A 17,339-nucleotide genomic window follows, 5' to 3' on the forward strand; every position below is an offset into this window, starting at 1 on the left:
GAACACGTTCACCCTGTTTTTGGTGGTCATCGGGCGCGCGTCAAACCTCTGTTTCGCCGGTGCGCTTCGGCGGATCGAAATCCGGGAGCACCACGGCCGCACCGCCCACGCCGGCGAAACCCTCCCACAACAGATTCGTGACGTGGTCGACGAGTTCGACGCGGTCCATCGTCCGGGTCTCGCTCCACCACTGCACAGCTGTCCAGATGGCACCCACAATCGCGCGCGCCCACGGTCCCGCCGCGCGCCGATTTGCATCAACCTGGATCAACCCGGTGTCGAGGACGTATTCGAGAAACCCCGTGACCAGCGAATCACCAACACCTGCCTGCATCCGTGGTGCGAGAACGGCAGACAATTCGGAGTTGTCCTCCATCCACCGCGCGAGCACATCGACAGTTGCCCGCGTCTGCACAAGCGGCTCTTTGACCTCGTTGAGCACCCGCGCCATGTCGACGGTGATCACGTCCGCGTGACGACGGGTGAGCGCGGTCAGCAGATCATCGCGGTCGGCAAAAGCCGCATACACCGCAGAACGGGTCAGGCCCGCACGCTTCGCCACACCGGCCAGCCCGAACTCATAGCCGTGCTCGATGATCTCCGACTCCGCAGCGTCGAGCAACGCTTCGCGGCGAGAGCCGAGATCGACACCGGGTCCCGGCGGTCGCCCCCTGCTGCGGCGGGCGGATGGTTCAGGCATGTGCCTTATTTTGCACCGGGGACGAAAGTCCCTGGTGTCCGGCATCGACCTTTCACTGTCGAACCCTTGTCGCGAGACGCTTGGCCGTCCATGACATTCTGATCAGGCTTCACAGCACGGCCCCCATAGCCCAACTGGCAGAGGCACCGGACTTAAAATCCGTCAAGTGTGGGTTCGAATCCCACTGGGGGCACCGCCACACGTTTGCCAATTCCCGGCGGTTGCGGCACCAGAATGCGATCGGCGACTTTCCTCAGCGCACGGAATCGAGTGGCAATCGCATCAGCACCACGTTGTAGATACTCGAGATCGACAGCGTGAAGTACAACGTGTCCCCCGAACTCCACGGATGAATGTAGGGCGCGTAGCTGGTTGGTACGTCGTTTTCGTTCACGATCAGCCGTGGTGCACTCCACGGCCCTTCGGGGGTGTCCGACGTGCGCATGACGGTCCCGTCATCGCTGAGCAGGGCGATGTACTTACCCAGATAGTTGTTGTATGCCACCGACAGTTCGCCGTTCGGCGCACCGATCACCGGTGTGGCGGCATCGGGGTTTCCGGGCACCCAGTTTCCGTTCGAAAAGTATTGATATGCAGCCAGAGCAGTGAACTGCTGTTCGGGCACCCGGGCGAGGTAGACATCACCCTGCCGGCCGGCCGGGGTGCCGTAGACGTAGACCATCCCGCCGGATTTGAGAAGAGCGCCCATCTGGAATTTCTGATTGCCACCGGTGTTCGGACGAATCGCATCGAGGCGGGTCCAATTCTGACCGTTGTCGGTTGATTCGGCGATTCCTGCGTAGTTCGTCTGCCAATAATTCGGCAATCCCCAAGACTTTACGGACATGTATGTCATGTACTGCTTACCGTTGATCTCCGCACCCGCGGTGGGGATCAACGTGATCTCGTGTCGCAGATCAGGTTCCAGAAGGCGCTTCGCGTAGCCAGGCGACCTCAGCGCGGCGCCTGAGATACTCATCCCATCGCGTAGATTCCGATCAGCACTGCGCAGCAACACATTTGATCGCCAGTGGTACATGCTGCCGTATAGGAGCGATTCACCATCGAAGTGCGCGGTGTCACCGAACGCGGCGAGAATCTCCCCTGAGCCGTTGTCCCAGGTGATCCCCAGATCGGTACCGAGAATTGAGAATCGTCCCGGGGTGTCGTTCGTGTCGCCCAGTCCCGTCACCTGATTCACCGCATAGGCCGGACCCGAGGTGCTCGGCAACGGCTTTGGAATCACGACGGGAGCAGCTACTGCCGACGGCACCGTGGCGACGGTGATCACACTCGCTGCGACCACCGCGGCCATGCCGACGGCCAGACCCATCACCCCGGTCCTGTTCCCCATTGCCGCGTACGCTAACACCCCGGCGTGGGCGCTCGCAGCGTTATTCGCAAGCCCTTGTCCACAATCGACCGCTGATCGGGAAGCAGCGGGCGCCTGCGTCACCGCCCGGCTGCCGCCCGAATCTGGGCAACCAGCGACTCGATGTCGGCTTTACCCCCTTCGTCGACGGTCAGGCTCATGATCGACGACATGATCAGCAGTACATCGAACTGCCTGGGGCTCTTCGGTTTACCGAACAGCGAGGTCTTCTCCTTGATCGAAACCTCACGGAACGTCGAGACCGGATTTCGGGCGGCCTCGTCTTTACCGTGGTGACGGAACTTGGTGACGGTCATACCGTCGAAGACGATCGACTCGCCGTTATGGCCGATTACCTCACTCATCAGCACAAATTAGCAGCGCCGGCGCGCCCGGTCGCGGTGATTTGGTGGGACGCCAGACGATGTCATCTCACCGGAGTAAAGGTGTAGGCACAGCCCACACCGAAAGGACGAGGACGATGAATGAGGCCGACCTGATCCGGGATGCGTTCGGCCGGATCTCCGAGGAGGTTCACGCAACCCTGTCCGATCTTCCCGATGCAGCGCTCACCTATCGAATCGACCCCGAAGCGAACACGATCGCGTGGCTGGTCTGGCACCTGACCCGCGTGCAAGATGATCATCTTGCAGGTGTCGCGGACCACGAGCAGGTCTGGACCGCCCAGGACTGGCACAGTCGCTTTGCACTCCCCTTCGACGTCGGCGACACCGGTTACCGGCACTCCACCGAAGAGGTCGGACAGGTTCAGCCATCCATCGACCTCCTTCTCGGATACCACGACGCCGTCCAGAAAGAGACCGCCGCATTTGTCGAAACACTGAGATCAGACGACCTCGACACCGTGGTCGACCGCAATTGGAATCCCCCCGTCACTCTCGGGGTCCGCCTGGTCAGTGTCATCTCCGATGACCTCCAGCACATCGGGCAGGCCGCACTCATCGCCGGAATCTTCGTTCGCAGCCACTCGTGAAGCCCGCACGCCCTGAGCCCGGATCTGGGGAAGTTCTCAATATTGGTTGTGCACAATTGAATAGCGCGCTATCTTCGACTGGTGGGCGCACTTCGTTTGGACAACCAACTCTGCTTTGCGCTGTATTCGGCGTCACGGGCGACAACCGCCGCGTATCGCCCGATGCTCCACGCCCTCGGGTTGACCTATCCGCAGTACCTCGTCCTTCTGGTGCTGTGGGAAGAAGAGGCAATCACGGTCCGCAGACTGGGCCAACGGCTGCACCTGGATTCCGGCACACTCTCACCGCTCCTCAAACGGCTGGAAGCGGCCGGATATCTCCACCGCAACCGCTCCCCTACGGATGAACGATCGGTGGAGGTCACACTGACCGACGCCGGCCGAGAACTCGAATCGAAAGCCCGGTGCATACCCGAACAGCTCTTTACTGCAACTGGTTTGAACCCCGACGAAGCCGAAGCACTACGCAACGCGGTCCAGCTTCTGACCGTCGCACTACGCGAATCCGGCAATTCCGCCGATTCGTGAGCAGTCACACCGAAAGGCACCACCATGAAAGCTATCTACACCGCAGAAGCACTCGCGACCGGTGATGGCCGAAACGGTCATGCCCGCACCACCGACGGCAAGGTCGACGTCGACCTGTCGATTCCAAAAGAGATGGGTGGCAACGGTATCGGCACCAATCCCGAGCAGCTGTTCGCGGCCGGGTACGCCGCCTGTTTCCACTCGGCGCTGCGTCTGGTGGCCGGACAGGAAAAGGCCGACGTGACCGACTCCACCGTGGGCGCCCGCGTCTCCATCGGCACCCTCGACAATGGCGGCTTCGGCCTGGCCGTCGAGTTGGAAGTGGCGCTTCCGAACCTCGATCACGACACCGCCAAGGCGCTCGCAGACAAGGCACATCAGGTCTGCCCCTACTCCAACGCCACCCGCGGAAACGTCGACGTCAACCTCGTGGTGACCGACGACTGATCCACACCTGCGCATGTCAGCGCGCGGGTCACCCGCGACCCGCGCGCTGACGTTTGCCCGACACCGACACCGCCCTCGGCGCAGCGATGCCATCAACCGGGGATCTCCGACGTGGTTGATAATGCCGGGATGAGGTCGCGGAACAAGATCCTGGATGCCACCATCGGCCTGATCGCGGTCGAGGGGTTCGACAGGGTCAACATCGCTGCAGTCGCCGCCGCCGCCGGCGTATCCAGACAGACCGTGTACTCGATCTTCGGCACACGAGAAGATCTCGTCTCCCAGGCGGTCTCCGGGCTGACCGTCGAAATACTCGGCGATATCCGCAGCCGTCTGGAAAACGTCGACACACCCGTCGATTATCTGGTTGAACTGATCGTTGCCGGCCGGGCGACCGTCAAGGGCCATCCCGCTCTCGCCGCACTTCTCCACGCGGAGGTCGGTAACCCGATCTTTGACACCGGGATGATTTCTCGCGCGAAACCGATCGCCCGCGAATTACTCAGACCGCTGATCGACCGCCACCCCGAGACCACGGAACACATCGACGACATCATCGCGATGGGTTTACGAATCGGACTGTCGACAGTCTTGTTCGACGACGCAGACATCGCCGAGGACAACGATCTCCGCGAATTCTTGACCCGTTGGCTTGCACCCGCGATGCACAACTGGACTCGAAGTCCGAAAATCTCTTGACACTTACAGACAAGACTGTCTAGTTTTACCCTGGGGCGACCGTGCTCATCCAAGGATGTTTCTCGGTCGATGAAGCACATCAAACCTGGGGGCTATGTTGTCTGCAATAAAACGTCGTGCATTTTTGGCAGGAGCTGCCGCGGCCGGGGTGGCCGCAGCGAGTTCCACAGTTGCACAAGCGAAATCCACTCCGAAGTCACGCACACCCGCCGCACGCACACCCGTGACTCGCGAAGACCACCGCGTCATCGTGATCGGTTCCGGCTTCGGGGGCGGCGTGGCTGCCCTACGCCTGACCGAAGCGGGCGTACCGGTGACCATTCTCGAGCGTGGCCGGCGGTGGCCGACCGGGCCCAACTCCACCACGTTCCCCGTCGCCACGGCTCCGGACAAACGCATGCTCTGGCACAAGGGTGCTCCACAGCTGTTCGGCAAGCCGGCTGTGTTCGAGCCATACGCCGGCTTGATCGAAGCCGTGATCGGCGAAAACATGACAGCCCTGTGCGCGGCCGGGGTCGGCGGCGGATCCCTTGTCTACCAGGGAATGACACTGCAGCCCGAAGAGGCCGTCTTCAACGCCAACTTTCCCGAAGCCCTCGACTGGAAGACGATGGACCGGGTCCATTACCCGCGCGTGGCAAAGATGCTGCAACTCCAGGTGGCACCCGACGAGTTGATCGCGACACCCAACTACCAGGCCCCCAGGATGTTTGCCGAGAGCGCAAAGCGGGCGGGTTTCCCGGTGTCGAAGATCCCGATGCCGATCGACTGGAACTACGCACTCGACGAGCTCCGCGGCAAGATGAAGCCGTCGTACACCAACGGTGACGGCTCACTGGGTGTCAACAACGGCGGTAAGCACTCGGTCGATGTCACCTACGTCGCCGCTGCCGAGGCCACGGGCCTGGCCACCCTGCACACCCTCCACGAAGTCATCGATGTCGAACGGACCAACGACGGCCGGTGGCGACTGCACGTCGAACGCACCGATACCGACGGCACGGTGCTGGAAAACAAGATCCTGACGACAAACGCACTGATCATGGCTGCGGGATGCATGAACACCACGAACCTGCTGATGCGGGCGGCCGGCAAGGGCGCGATCGGGGACATGCCCGACGAACTCGGCGGCAACTGGGGCTCCAACGGTGACCGCATCTACCTGTGGACCAAACCGGCGTCCGGATTCGGCACGCCTCAGGGCGGACCGGTGGTCTACGGCAGCCGCAACTGGAACAGTCCGACGTCGGCGTACACCGTGATTCAGGCGTCGATACCCAGTCTGGCGGTGGATGCACGGACCACGGTGATGGTCGGCTTCGGCGTCAGCAGCTCCCGCGGTCGCTTCGCCTACGACGCGGCCACCGACAACGCGACCTTGCGCTGGCCCAAGGACGGGGACGCAGCCATCCAGAACGGCCATATCGGACCCGCCGTGCAGAAGATCGCCGGTGCCGGGAGCGTGCTGACCGACACCAACCTCATATTCCCCTCCACCTGGCATCCCCTCGGCGGCGCGAGCATGGGTACGGTCTGCGACCTCGAAGGCCGCGTCCATGGACAGAAGGGCCTCTACGTCCTCGACGGGGCACTGATGCCGGGCAACTCCGGGGCGTGCAACCCGTCGATGACCATCGCCGCCGTTGCCGAACGCGCGATGGACCACCTCGTCCGCGAGGATGTCGGCACCGTCATCTAAGTCATTCATTACCGGACGGCAGGGTTCACGCCCAAGCGGACTCCCGAAAATCCTTGTTGCACATCATCATCAGTAACCCGGCATGCCATCCTGCCGCGGGGCACCGCGTGGGCCTGGATCCGCACCGATCCAGGCCTGCGCTGTCCCAATTCCGGGAATCTGCACGTTCGTGCCAGGGAATCAACCCGCCACATTTCGGTATAATCGCTGGTCAGCGCCGCGCACGGAAAGACTTCACATTAAAGTTCGTCGTTGCGCTATCGGTTTCGGCCAATCCGTGCAACACTATGTACCAGGGGCGTGTTAATGCGTTCTGCAGGAAAAAAGAGAGAAGTACTTTAATATGGCACAGGGAACTGTGAAATGGTTCAACGGCGAAAAAGGCTTCGGCTTCATCGCTCCCGACGGCGGTTCGGATGACGTCTTCGTTCACTACTCCGAGATCCAGGGTGGCGGCTTCCGCACCCTCGAGGAGAACCAGCGAGTCGAGTTCGAGATCGGTCAGGGCGCCAAGGGCCCCCAGGCCACCGGAGTGACCGCGATCTAAGATCGCCTGACTTCAAAGAAGTGGGCCGACCAGCGAGAAATCGCGGGTCGCCCACTTTTTTTGCATATGCAAGGTCGCTAGCAAGCCTACTGATCTTCGCCGGCTCGGCAACCCAAAGTGGTTCGCTCCCACCGCCGTTGAGCTGCCGGCCGTCGACTCCGGTACGTCGGCTCAGGGTGTGAGAGCCATCTCGTGTGTCTGTAGGAGTTCCTGCGCACCGCCCGGCCCGGTCCGCGCGTGTTCAACCCGAACTGACGCGGTCTCACCCTCCAGTCGCAACAACATCACGCCGTTGTCGAACCACGGTCCGGCTTTTGCCTGCCACGTGATCGGGTGATCCTTCAGACCCGCCCTATGTGCGAGGAAATGCAGGAACCTGACCACAGGCCGCCGAGTCGCGAGCCGATTGACCACGCGGATCGGCAAGTCCAGTGGGTTGCGGAACGGTGACATCGTCAATTGATACAGCGCGGTGTTGTTCGGGACGAGCTCGCCGAGATCCGCCTGCGCAACGTAGGAACAGTGCACATCGCCGGACAACCACAGCGTGCTCGCCGGCGGTTTCGGGCGGCTGACCACTTCGCCGACGAGTCCGGCCATGTCTTCGAAGGATTTGCCGAACGCAGCCCAGTGCTCGAGGTCGAGTGCGAGGCGCAACTTCTCCCCGACCTTTGACCATCGGCGACCCCAAGCACCTTGTGCAACAGCTTCATTCCATTGCTCGAGGTGATGAAGCGCGGGCAGCATCAGATACGGCAGAGATGTTCCGAGAACGATGTGCCGGGCATCGGTGGTCAATGCCTGCTCACGTAGCCAATTCCATTCGGACTCATCGAGCATCGTTCGCCGCTCCGGCGTCAGGTCGCGGGAACACCGGGAGTCGACCATGATGATCCGGGTGTTGGCCAGATCCCGGACGTAACTCCAGCGGGCTGAACTCGGTTCGCTGTCGGCCTTCAGCGAAAAGTCGGAGAGCAGCTTTTCCCGGTCTTCTGCGGTGTCCGCCGACCGCACTGCGCGGTACAGCTCGTCGTTCTCCAGTTCACTCGGCGACAGATTGCCCAGATGTTGGTAGATCCAATACGACGAGAACGCACCGACAATTCGCCTGGGCCACCAGGACTTCTGTTCCATTTCCTTCCGCCAGTCCAGCGACGAATTCCAGTCATCGCGCAGGTCGTGGTCGTCAAGGATCATGCAGCTCGGAATGCTGGCCATCAGGCCGCTGACCTGCTCGGCTCCCCAGGATTCTTTGTACAGCCACGTGTACTCCTCGAAATCGCAGATTTCCTCGTAGACCTCGTCCCCCAGTTCGGGGTCCTTTTGCGCGTCCCGCCGTTCACGCAGTCTCGTCTTGATTTCGGGCGAGGGATCATCGGCGTAGACCTGATCCCCGAGCAACAGCAGCAGTTGCGGCCACGACTCGGCATCCTGCTCCTTCACCCGAGCGGCCAGCCCGGCCAGCCCGTCGGCACCGATCGCTTTGAGTCGATCGGCGTCGTAGGTATCTCCACGACGACACGATCCGAAGGCCACGGTCAGTGCATCGTCGTGCGCCGCGGTCCGCAGCGTTCCTCCGGCTTTGACCACGGCGGATGCCTCCGAAGCCGACGTGTCGGACAACGTCAGCGACACCGTGTAGTCCACGACAGCGCCGGACGGAAGGTCGACCAACTGCACGATTGCAAAATGGTGCCCGTGCACTGACCAGGTGTTTTCCGCACCGCTGGGGCCGGTGGACGTCCGGACCTCGACGGTGCATTCACCGTCGGTTTCGACCCAGATCGTTGCTCGTGAGGTGTCGACATATCGGAGGATGGGCCCGAGAACGAGCTCTGGGGAATTGATGCTCATCCCTCATACGGTTTCACCTCTCGGCAGGTTTCGCACCGTTTCCTGACCACTGCATCGCCTGCCACGTCTGAGCATCACGAGTAACCTCGTGCAGCAAGCCTTGGACAGCTGACATTCGGAGCCGACCATGACACCTTCACAGCACACCCACCCCGCGCTTGTCGACATGGCAAACCACCCGTATCTGTCGGGACTGTTTGCGCCCCAACGGAAAGATGTCGACGTCACCGGGCTGACGGTGACCGGTGACCTGCCGGCAGATCTGGTCGGGAGTTACCTTCGCAACGGCCCCAATCCCCGATTCGATCCGATCGGCAGTTACACCTTTCCGATCGACGGCGACGCGATGGTCCACCAGGTCGACTTCGACGGATCCACGGTGTCGTATCGAAACCGCTTTGTCCGCACACCCGCCGTGATCGCCGAAGAAGAGGTCGGTCGCGCGTTGTGGTCGGGGTTGTTCGATCCGTACTTCCCCGATGAAGACGATCTCGACGGTGCCGAGAACACCGGCCGCGACATGCCGGACATCCACGTCGTCAAGCACGGCGGCCGGCTGCTGGCGATGGCTGAAGCGACGCGGCCGTATGCGCTCGACCCGGCCGATCTGTCGACCATCGGGATCGAATCCTGCGACGGCGCAATGCTCGGCGGCAGCACCGCGCACCCGAAGATCGATCCTGCGACCGGCGAGATGCTGCTGTTCAACTATGCGTTCGAGGCGCCGTACCTGAGGTGGTCTGTCGTCGGCCCGGATGGCAAATGCACGCGCCGGCCCACCGCCATCGACGGTGTTGACATGCCGATGATGATCCATGACATGGCCTTGACCCAGCGCTACGTCGTGATCTTCGTGTGCCCGCTGAAGTTCGACATCATCGCCTCGTTCACGACCGGCTCGTCACCCCTGGAATGGCTTCCAGAGCTGGGAACCCGGATCGCACTGGTCCCCCGCGACGGTTCGCCGGTGAAGTGGGTAGACGCCGACCCGTTCTGGGTATGGCATTTCGCCAATGCGTACGACACCGAAAACGGTGAGGTGGCAGTCGATTACGTGCGGTGGAACGAACCCACACATCTCGGTGTCGAGACCGCGCCGCCCATCGCCGACATCACCCGGACGTTGCTCAACCCCACCACCGGACGGATCACCCACACAAAGCTCAGCGATTCGATGGTCGAGTTCCCGCGTATCGATGACCGGTCACTCACTCGGCCACACAATGCCATCGCCTCATCCGGACAGCTCCCCGGTGGGCACGCCGGCACCGACACCCTCTTCTTCGACGACCTGACCACCGGACGCCAAACCTATTGGGACTCAGGAACAGTGAGTGTCGGAGAACCGATATTCATGTCGGGCGAGGCACACGGCTACTGGGGCACCATCGGCACCGACCGTGTGACCATGACGTCTGCGTTCTACGTCTTTCCCACCGACGATCCGGCCTCCGGCCCGTTGTGCTCGGTGAACCTGCCGATCAGAGTTCCCGCCGGACTACACGGCGCGTGGATGTCCGGCTCGCCGCGATAGACGCCCATCCGCTACGGAGTAGTCCTGGATTACTTCAACTGAAATTTCACGGTGACCGAGAAGCTGACCGTCTGTTGGCCCGGTTCGAGTGGAACCGAGCTGTCCAGGGTCGATCGCTGTTGCTCGGATATCGGAACCGCCTGTCCCGATGTGGTCTCGTCGATCGTCAGCACGGCGCCGAGGTCGTCGCCGGCGAGATTCGCGTACTGCTCTGCCCGGCCACGGGCGTCGTTGAAGGCTTCTTCCCTGGCGTTCGAGACAAGTTCGGAATCGTCTTCGATGACAAACGACACGTTGCTGATCCGCACCGCATCACCGCCGGCCTCGACCGCTGCCTTGAGCACATCCGAGCCCTTCGCCAAATCGTGGATGTCCACCCGGATCGAGTTGGTGGCCCGGTACCCCGAGATCTCGCTTGAGCCACCCGGCGCCGGACTGGTGTAATCCGGCGAAACGGTGACCTGCTGGGTCTGTACATCTTCCCGCGGCACACCAGCATTCACCACCGCATCGGTCACCGCAGTGATCTGTGCGTTGGCCGCATTGATCGCGGTCGAGACATCGTCGCCGGTGGCCTCGACTCCGAGGTCGACCCGCAGTGTGTCGGGGGCACCCTTGACCTCGCCGCTGCCGACGACTGTCACCGACCGTTGATTCACCGGATCCGACACCTTGTCGTCGCCGCATGCGGCAAGACCGAGCACCAACACCGCCGAACCTGCGACGGCAAGGACGGTCTGGCGGCTCCGAAGGTTCAGCACGCGCCGGCGGGCAATTGATCGAGGGTCTGCGATATCCACGTGGCGACTGTATCGAGGATTGCCGTGCTTCTTCGAAATTGCCGTCATCCGGCGTGGTTGCCATCGTGACGGCCACGCGGCCGGACCCGGTCGGGACCAGCCAATTGCCGCACCAGGTAACCGGTTCCGGAGTCCTGCGGCCCCCCGCTCCGACTGCACCCCGTCGGCAGGTCAGACAACAACAGGTCAGACATCAGACGGGTGATGTCACGTGTCGGACGGGCGCCACGCGCCCATTCCCAAGAATGTGATGACGATCTGCTTTTCCGTCCGGCGGATCAGCTCTTCTTCTTCGCGGGTGTTTCGCGGATCGAGTTCCACCAGCTCGGCGACGGCGTGGAGCATCACGGTGACGATCAGGTCTCCGGCGATCTCGAGATCATCGGGGGGCCAGTCGGCCAACTCGGGAATCCGGGACAGGTCGATGGCCAACTCACGCGACAGCAGCTTGAGCTCGGTGTCGATGGCCCGGCGAACCTCGGTGATACCCCCGTACTGCTCCCGGACCAGGAATCGGAACTGCGATTCGTTGGCGCGTGCCTGCCGGACGACCACGGCCAGGGATTCCTTCGCGGTGGGGACTGCGGCGCGAGCGGCCAGGTCGCGACGACCGTCGCGCAACATCCGGCGCAGGGTCCGCATCGCGTCCTCGACCAGCGTGACGCCGACCTCTTCCATCGAGGCAAAGTGCCGGTAGAAGGCGGTCGGCACGATCCCGGCCCGCTTGGTCACTTCTCGCAGGCTGATCGACCCGAAGCTACGTTCACCCACCAATTCGAGCGTCTCGTCGAGCAACGCCTGCCGTGTCCGGCTTTTCTGCTCCGCACGGGTCCGAGTCACCTCGGCGACGCGCTCAGATGACGCAGAACCACGCCGAGCACCGGTCTGGATGCTCGGACTGTGGTGTTTGGAACTCCGCGACACGCCGCTCAGTGTACGTCCGTACACCAGCGACGTCCGCAACGTCGTCCCCGGAACGTGGTGGGCGTTACACAAACTTCCCCTATCAACCCTTGACTGCGGGGGGTGATGTGGTGCCACAATGTTAGTGAACACTCGTGCACTGAATGAAAGGACGCGAGCATGGCGAGAACTATTTCGAAGATCCTCGGCTCGGTAGTCGAAGCCGCCCTGACCCCCCACCCGGTCGATCGCTACCTCGAACTGGTCGACCCCCGAATCACGTGGACCGACCTGCGCGCCGAGGTGATCACCGTGACGCATCGCTCAGACCGTTCGGTGACACTGCTACTGCGCCCGACGCGACAGTGGACCGGATTCGACGCCGGTCAATTCGTCCAGCTCAGCACGGTGATCAACGGTGTTCGGCACACCCGCTGCTATTCACCGGCAGGCAGTGCCACCGATCGCGAGCACATCGAACTGACTGTGACCGCGCATGACGACGGCTTCGTTTCCCGGCATCTGCGCGACAACACCCGGCCCGGAGATGTCCTCGGACTCACCCCTGCTGCCGGAACGTTCACGATGCCCACCGAGCGACCCGGCCGGATGATCTTCATCAGCGGCGGCAGCGGCATTACACCTGTGCTCTCAATGTTGCGGACCCTGGTCGCCGAGAACTACCGCGGCCATGTCGACTTCATCCACTACGCCCGCAACACCGCCGATCATCCGTACGCGCGTGAACTCGATTCACTCGCCGCCGACCACCCCGAATGGAACATCGACACCCACTACACCCGCCTGGCGGGCGCGGCGTCGTCGTCAGAACATTTTCGGCCCGATCACCTACCGGGCGCCACGATGCCGTCCACCCCGGTGTTCCTGTGCGGCCCGTCCGCACTGCACAGCAGCGTGCGCGAGCATCTGACAGAGATCGGCGCGCTCGACAATCTGCACACCGAGCAGTTCGTGCTGATCCCACCGGCCGCCGACGATGACGCCCCCGCACACGGACAGCTCACCTTCGCAGCCAGTGGCACGGATGCTCCCAACAACGGTGCATCCATTCTCCAACAGGCCGAAAGTGCGGGCCTGCAGCCGGAATTCGGCTGCCGCATGGGTATCTGCTTCTCTTGCACCGCGATCAAACGATCCGGACTGACCAAGAACATCCTCACCGGCGACACCGATGCCGAATCCGACCAGCACATCCAGCTGTGCATCAGCAAGCCGGTCGGCGACTGCGTCATCGACATCTGACGCACGACGCCGGCCCGGTCCCTCCCGACACCATTTAGGAGTCACCATGACAAACGAACTCGTCCTCACCCATGATCAGGTCGAAGAACTCGGCCGCGAACTCGACGCATTGCGCGCCCGGGTCGTCGCCGACCTCGGCGATGCCGATCGCGAATACATCTACTCGATCATCAAGACGCAGCGCGCGCTGGAGGTCGCCGGGCGCGCGCTGATGTACTTCCCGTTCATCCCACCGGCCTGGCTCGCGGGTGTTGGGGCACTGAGCGTCTCGAAGATCCTCGACAACATGGAAATCGGGCACAACGTCATGCACGGCCAATATGACTGGATGCGCGAGCCCGACCTGAACTCACGCGAATTCGAGTGGGACACAGTCTGCCCCGCCGATCAGTGGCGCCACAGCCACAACTACATGCACCACACGTTCACCAACATCGTCGGCCAGGACCGCGACATCGGCTACGGCATCCTGCGCATGGACCGCGACCAGAAGTGGAACCCCTACTACCTCGGCAACCTGGCGTGGGCCAGCGCGTTGATGGTGCTGTTCGAGTGGGGCGTGATGCTGCACGACCTCGAGACCGAGAATCTCCTGAGCGGGAAACGCAAGTGGACCGATGTCAAGGGAATCGTGAAGGGCATGTGGCGCAAGGCCAGCCGTCAGGTCCTCAAGGACTACGTGATCTTTCCCGCTCTCACCGGACCGTTTTTCGTCAGCACCCTGGTTGGCAATGCCGGCGCCAACCTCGCCCGCAACCTGTGGACGTTCTCGATCATCTTCTGCGGCCATTTCCCTTCTGGTGTGCAAACTTTCACCAAGGATGAGACCAAGGACGAGACCCGCGGCCAGTGGTACCTGCGGCAGATGCTGGGGTCGGCGAACATCACCGGCACGCCGCTGTTCCACATCATGAGCGGCAACCTCTCCCACCAGATCGAACACCACCTGTTCCCGGATATCCCGGCCAACCGCTACCCGCAGATTGCCGGGGAGGTCCGCGAGCTCTGCGAGCGCTACGGATTGCCTTACAACACCGGCAGTTTCAGCCACCAGATCGGGTCGACCTGGCGGAAGATCGCGCGGCTCTCGCTCCCCAACTCGTGGGTGTCGGACGAGCAGCAGTTCAGTGTTAAAGTCGAAGCGAAAGTTGCCGCCTGACACCGAATCATCCGACGAATTGGGCGATACCGGCATCGACACGGAAGGCCCTCATGGTCTCGCAGTTCGAACGCAACAAAGACATCGCCCAGGAGTTGATCGAGCAGACCGCCCACCGGGTCGGGCGGATCGTGTCGATCATCACCGGAGCCGTCATCGACGTCACCCGGGAGATCGGCGACCTGGTCACCGACGGCATCGAGATGCGTGAGGCAGCCAAGCGCGCGCGCCTCGACGAGACCGATCACGCAGAAGATCCGGACGCCAGATGACTGCGCCGGCGGTCTACCCCCGGCGCAACATCGCGATGGCGATCCTCGCCTTCGCAATGTTCATGGATCTCATGGACGTGACGATCGTCAATGTGGCGATCCCTTCCATCCGCGAGGACCTCGACGCCACACCCGCACAGATCGAATGGCTGGTCGGCGGCTACGTGCTCGCGTTCGCCGGTGTCCTCATCACCGCCGGACGCCTCGGTGATCGCTATGGCCGCCAGAAGGTCTTCCTCATCGGAATCGTCGGCTTCACACTGGCATCGGTCCTGGCATCCACCTCACAAACCGGCGAAATCCTCGTGGCCTCCCGGGTACTCCAAGGTTTCTTCGCCGGACTGATGATTCCGCAAGTCTTGGCCAACGTGCAGGTCCTCTACCGCCCCAAGGAGCGCGCGCCGGTTTTCGCGATCCTCGGCACGATCACCGCGATGGCTGCGGTGATCGGCCCGGTTCTCGGCGGCTGGCTGGTCACCGACAACCCGTTGGGCGGCGAGTGGCGGGCGATCTTCTTCATCAACGTCCCGATCGGCATCGTCATCGCTGTTGCCGGCTGGTTCCTGATCCCCGACACCAGGTCCGAGACGGTCACCAATCTCGACCTCGTCGGAGTTGTGCTCGCCGTCGGTGGCGTCCTGCTGCTCGTCTATCCACTGATCGAGGGCAGGCAGCTGGGCTGGCCCACGTGGTCGTTCGTCCTGATGGCCCTGTCTCCGGTGGTATTGACGGCCTTTGTCTTCCAGCAGCGCCGCCGCACCGCTGAGGGCAGTGCTCTGATCCCGCTCCGCCTGTTCAGCAACCGCGGGTTTGTCGGCGGCTCGGCCATCCAGTTCCTGTTTCAGGGCTCGATTACGTCGTTCTTCCTGATCCTCGCGATCTATGTGCAGGTCGGCCTCGGATTCGAAGCGATCACGGCAGGTGCGATGACCCTTCCATTCAGCATCGGAGCAATGGTTGCCGCCGGTATCGGAGCCGCCCTGACCACCCGGCTCGGACGCACACTGCCGTTGATCGGCGGCATCATGATGAGTTCGGGCACCGCGTGGACCATCCTGGTGATCCGATCCGCCGACGCAGACTTTTCGAGCTGGGACACCGTGATCCCGATGGCCCTGGCAGGCCTCGGCCTGACCATCATGCTGGTTCCCCTCCTCGACATCGCGTTGTCCACGGTGAATGTGGCCGACTCCGGCGCGGCCTCGGGCACGTTGAACACGTTTGCCCAGGTAGGCGGGGCCGTGGGTGTGGCCGTCACCGGCGTCCTCTTCTTCGGAGAAGCCGGTACCTACACCCAGCCAGAGCTTCTGCACGCCTTGTCGATCGCAGCCTGGGTCCCGATCTGTGGTTACGCACTCTGTGCCGCGGCAAGCTTCTTGCTCCCGGGTCTCGGTGCCGTCAAAAAGCACGCCGAGGAACAAGAACGCCTCGCCGAACTGGAAGAATCCAACCCCGTCTAACCCGATGATGTGCCCTTGTGGCGAACGGTCACACGGGTCGAGCTCTGCCTTCGGCTTCGTCTCCGCCCAGGCCGCCAAAACGGCACATCATCGGGTTTGGGGCGCGGTGGGTCCAAGTGTTGGGGTGCCGGTGACCGGTGCGTAGCCTGGGGGTCGTGCTGACTTTTCCGAACCCGGTCAACGACTACGCCGCGCGATCGACCGCGGGCCTGGTCGTTGTGCTCGCCGTGGTGGCGATCGTGGTCAACGACCCCATCGTGTACGCGCTGCTGGCGATCGGGTTTGCCCTGCGGGTGGCCTCGGGCCCCAAACTCTCGCCGTTCGGGCAGCTGTCCGTGCGCGTCATCGTTCCGCACCTCATCAAGAAGACCAAGCTTGTCCCCGGCCCACCGAAACGCTTCGCCCAGACGATCGGGCTGGTGTTCAGCGGTTCCGCACTGGTCCTCTCACTGCTCGGCTTCGGTCTCGCGGCCCAGATCGTGACCGGACTACTCGTGGTCGCGGCCCTGCTGGAATCCGTTTTCGGCTTCTGCCTGGGCTGCACCATCTTCGGCTTCTTGCAGCGCGCCGGCGTGATCCCGGAGAGCGTCTGCGAGGCCTGCAACAACATCTCGCTGCGCACCCCGTCAGCAGGCAACCCCGTCAGCCGGTAACCCGGTCACTCAGGGATCGGATCCGCCGGGGCCAGAACGGATTTGTGCAGGACGCGCGCCATCCGAATGAAGTCCTGCCGTTCCCCCGGGGTCAGCGGCGCCAGTATCGTTCCTTCCGCGCGCTGAATGGCGGACTGGGTCCGATCGCGGATCTTCTGCCCCTCCGCGTTCAGGGCCACCAGCCGGACGCGACGGTCGGACGGGTCAGGTCGGCGCGTGATCATCCCCCGCCCTTGGAGATTGTCCAAGATGGGAATCAAGCGCGATTTGTCCGCGCCGATTGCCGCCGCCAACGCCTGTTGGGTCCGGACCGGCCCTTCTCCGAGTTCCAGTAACACCGAGTACGCCCACATCGACAGGTCGTTTTCGGCCAGGATCGGCTCCTCGATCTCGATCAGGGCTCGGACCACGGGAAACAACATCGCTGCCAGATCTGGTCGCGCCTGTTCGTTCAT

The 17,339-nt window shown here is 62.7% G+C and carries 19 protein-coding genes and 1 tRNA gene; 13 read left to right on the top strand and 7 right to left on the bottom strand.

What is annotated here, in order from left to right; genetic code table 11:
* Window positions 1-40 precede the first annotated feature (40 nt).
* The gene (locus tag H290_RS29410) at window positions 41-700 is read right to left on the bottom strand and encodes a TetR/AcrR family transcriptional regulator (RefSeq protein ID WP_051122149.1); all 660 of its coding nucleotides are present in this window, start codon (window positions 698-700) and stop codon (window positions 41-43) included.
* Between the two features lie 119 nt (window positions 701-819).
* Here H290_RS29410 and H290_RS0121055 point away from each other — a divergent pair.
* A tRNA-Leu gene (locus H290_RS0121055) sits at window positions 820-893 on the top strand.
* Window positions 894-953: 60 nt separating this feature from the next.
* Here H290_RS0121055 and H290_RS0121060 read toward each other — a convergent pair.
* Together H290_RS0121060 and H290_RS0121065 are read right to left on the bottom strand one after the other, a co-directional pair.
* A complete protein-coding gene (locus tag H290_RS0121060; RefSeq protein WP_020108817.1) occupies window positions 954-2,033 on the bottom strand; it encodes a DUF4185 domain-containing protein in 1,080 nt (359 codons plus the stop codon).
* A 119-nt stretch (window positions 2,034-2,152) separates the two neighbouring features.
* On the bottom strand, window positions 2,153-2,437 hold the full coding sequence (locus tag H290_RS0121065; protein ID WP_036519792.1) for a hypothetical protein: 285 nt from the start codon (window positions 2,435-2,437) through the stop codon (window positions 2,153-2,155).
* Between the two features lie 116 nt (window positions 2,438-2,553).
* Here H290_RS0121065 and H290_RS0121070 point away from each other — a divergent pair, with 116 nt between their 5' ends.
* The 6 genes from H290_RS0121070 (at window position 2,554) to H290_RS0121095 (ending at window position 6,986) form a co-directional block, all read left to right on the top strand.
* Window positions 2,554-3,066, top strand: a complete 513-nt coding sequence (locus H290_RS0121070; RefSeq protein ID WP_020108819.1) for a DinB family protein — start codon at window positions 2,554-2,556, stop codon at window positions 3,064-3,066.
* 81 nt (window positions 3,067-3,147) lie between these two features.
* Window positions 3,148-3,594 carry a MarR family winged helix-turn-helix transcriptional regulator gene (locus H290_RS0121075; protein WP_020108820.1) on the top strand — a complete coding sequence of 149 codons (447 nt, stop codon included), beginning with the start codon at window positions 3,148-3,150 and terminating at the stop codon, window positions 3,592-3,594.
* Window positions 3,595-3,618: 24 nt separating this feature from the next.
* A complete protein-coding gene (locus tag H290_RS0121080; protein WP_020108821.1) occupies window positions 3,619-4,041 on the top strand; it encodes an organic hydroperoxide resistance protein in 423 nt (140 codons plus the stop codon).
* Window positions 4,042-4,170: 129 nt separating this feature from the next.
* On the top strand, window positions 4,171-4,740 hold the full coding sequence (locus tag H290_RS0121085; RefSeq protein WP_020108822.1) for a TetR/AcrR family transcriptional regulator: 570 nt from the start codon (window positions 4,171-4,173) through the stop codon (window positions 4,738-4,740).
* 97 nt (window positions 4,741-4,837) lie between these two features.
* Window positions 4,838-6,439: a GMC oxidoreductase gene (locus tag H290_RS0121090; protein WP_028463484.1), complete on the top strand. Its 1,602-nt coding sequence runs from the start codon at window positions 4,838-4,840 to the stop codon at window positions 6,437-6,439.
* Between the two features lie 343 nt (window positions 6,440-6,782).
* Window positions 6,783-6,986 (top strand): cold-shock protein, encoded by a 204-nt coding sequence (locus tag H290_RS0121095; protein WP_020108824.1) that lies wholly within the window; start codon window positions 6,783-6,785, stop codon window positions 6,984-6,986.
* Window positions 6,987-7,157: 171 nt separating this feature from the next.
* Here H290_RS0121095 and H290_RS0121100 read toward each other — a convergent pair whose 3' ends face one another.
* Entirely contained in the window at window positions 7,158-8,840 is a 1,683-nt protein-coding gene (locus H290_RS0121100) for an alkaline phosphatase D family protein (protein WP_020108825.1), read from the bottom strand.
* 127 nt (window positions 8,841-8,967) lie between these two features.
* On the opposite strand from H290_RS0121100, the gene H290_RS0121105 reads away from it, so the two are divergent.
* Window positions 8,968-10,374 carry a carotenoid oxygenase family protein gene (locus H290_RS0121105; RefSeq protein ID WP_028463485.1) on the top strand — a complete coding sequence of 469 codons (1,407 nt, stop codon included), beginning with the start codon at window positions 8,968-8,970 and terminating at the stop codon, window positions 10,372-10,374.
* A 29-nt stretch (window positions 10,375-10,403) separates the two neighbouring features.
* Here H290_RS0121105 and H290_RS0121110 read toward each other — a convergent pair whose 3' ends face one another.
* Window positions 10,404-11,168 (bottom strand): SIMPL domain-containing protein, encoded by a 765-nt coding sequence (locus H290_RS0121110; protein WP_369758838.1) that lies wholly within the window; start codon window positions 11,166-11,168, stop codon window positions 10,404-10,406.
* Between the two features lie 213 nt (window positions 11,169-11,381).
* Window positions 11,382-12,098: a TetR family transcriptional regulator gene (locus H290_RS0121115; protein ID WP_155976971.1), complete on the bottom strand. Its 717-nt coding sequence runs from the start codon at window positions 12,096-12,098 to the stop codon at window positions 11,382-11,384.
* A 159-nt stretch (window positions 12,099-12,257) separates the two neighbouring features.
* Here H290_RS0121115 and H290_RS0121120 point away from each other — a divergent pair, with 159 nt between their 5' ends.
* The 5 genes from H290_RS0121120 (at window position 12,258) to H290_RS0121140 (ending at window position 16,884) form a co-directional block, all read left to right on the top strand.
* Window positions 12,258-13,340 carry a ferredoxin reductase gene (locus H290_RS0121120; protein WP_020108829.1) on the top strand — a complete coding sequence of 361 codons (1,083 nt, stop codon included), beginning with the start codon at window positions 12,258-12,260 and terminating at the stop codon, window positions 13,338-13,340.
* A gap of 46 nt (window positions 13,341-13,386) precedes the next feature.
* Window positions 13,387-14,499: an acyl-CoA desaturase gene (locus H290_RS29415; RefSeq protein ID WP_020108830.1), complete on the top strand. Its 1,113-nt coding sequence runs from the start codon at window positions 13,387-13,389 to the stop codon at window positions 14,497-14,499.
* Window positions 14,500-14,552: 53 nt separating this feature from the next.
* On the top strand, window positions 14,553-14,771 hold the full coding sequence (locus H290_RS0121130) for a hypothetical protein (RefSeq protein WP_020108831.1): 219 nt from the start codon (window positions 14,553-14,555) through the stop codon (window positions 14,769-14,771).
* Entirely contained in the window at window positions 14,768-16,231 is a 1,464-nt protein-coding gene (locus H290_RS29420; RefSeq protein WP_020108832.1) for an MFS transporter, read from the top strand. The genes H290_RS0121130 and H290_RS29420 overlap by 4 nt, the downstream gene beginning before the upstream one ends.
* A 155-nt stretch (window positions 16,232-16,386) precedes the next feature.
* On the top strand, window positions 16,387-16,884 hold the full coding sequence (locus H290_RS0121140; protein ID WP_020108833.1) for a DUF4395 domain-containing protein: 498 nt from the start codon (window positions 16,387-16,389) through the stop codon (window positions 16,882-16,884).
* 5 nt (window positions 16,885-16,889) lie between these two features.
* Here H290_RS0121140 and H290_RS0121145 read toward each other — a convergent pair whose 3' ends face one another.
* Window positions 16,890-17,339: a MarR family winged helix-turn-helix transcriptional regulator gene (locus H290_RS0121145; RefSeq protein WP_020108834.1), complete on the bottom strand. Its 450-nt coding sequence runs from the start codon at window positions 17,337-17,339 to the stop codon at window positions 16,890-16,892.

The sequence above is a fragment of the Nocardia sp. 348MFTsu5.1 genome (assembly GCF_000383535.1).
GTDB lineage: Bacteria > Actinomycetota > Actinomycetes > Mycobacteriales > Mycobacteriaceae > Williamsia > Williamsia faeni.

Excerpts from the sequence above, each read along its gene's own strand:
- H290_RS0121065 (WP_036519792.1), bottom strand. The coding sequence starts at position 2,437 with ATGAGTGAGGTAATCGGCCATAACGGCGAGTCGATCGTCTTCGACGGT.
- H290_RS29420 (WP_020108832.1), top strand. The coding sequence starts at position 14,768 with ATGACTGCGCCGGCGGTCTACCCCCGGCGCAACATCGCGATGGCGATC.
- H290_RS0121130 (WP_020108831.1), top strand. The coding sequence starts at position 14,553 with ATGGTCTCGCAGTTCGAACGCAACAAAGACATCGCCCAGGAGTTGATC.
- H290_RS0121120 (WP_020108829.1), top strand. The coding sequence starts at position 12,258 with ATGGCGAGAACTATTTCGAAGATCCTCGGCTCGGTAGTCGAAGCCGCC.
- H290_RS0121145 (WP_020108834.1), bottom strand. The coding sequence starts at position 17,339 with ATGAACGAACAGGCGCGACCAGATCTGGCAGCGATGTTGTTTCCCGTG.
- H290_RS0121095 (WP_020108824.1), top strand. The coding sequence starts at position 6,783 with ATGGCACAGGGAACTGTGAAATGGTTCAACGGCGAAAAAGGCTTCGGC.
- H290_RS0121080 (WP_020108821.1), top strand. The coding sequence starts at position 3,619 with ATGAAAGCTATCTACACCGCAGAAGCACTCGCGACCGGTGATGGCCGA.
- H290_RS0121060 (WP_020108817.1), bottom strand. The coding sequence starts at position 2,033 with ATGGGTCTGGCCGTCGGCATGGCCGCGGTGGTCGCAGCGAGTGTGATC.
- H290_RS0121105 (WP_028463485.1), top strand. The coding sequence starts at position 8,968 with ATGACACCTTCACAGCACACCCACCCCGCGCTTGTCGACATGGCAAAC.
- H290_RS0121070 (WP_020108819.1), top strand. The coding sequence starts at position 2,554 with ATGAATGAGGCCGACCTGATCCGGGATGCGTTCGGCCGGATCTCCGAG.
- H290_RS0121085 (WP_020108822.1), top strand. The coding sequence starts at position 4,171 with ATGAGGTCGCGGAACAAGATCCTGGATGCCACCATCGGCCTGATCGCG.
- H290_RS29410 (WP_051122149.1), bottom strand. The coding sequence starts at position 700 with ATGCCTGAACCATCCGCCCGCCGCAGCAGGGGGCGACCGCCGGGACCC.
- H290_RS29415 (WP_020108830.1), top strand. The coding sequence starts at position 13,387 with ATGACAAACGAACTCGTCCTCACCCATGATCAGGTCGAAGAACTCGGC.
- H290_RS0121100 (WP_020108825.1), bottom strand. The coding sequence starts at position 8,840 with ATGAGCATCAATTCCCCAGAGCTCGTTCTCGGGCCCATCCTCCGATAT.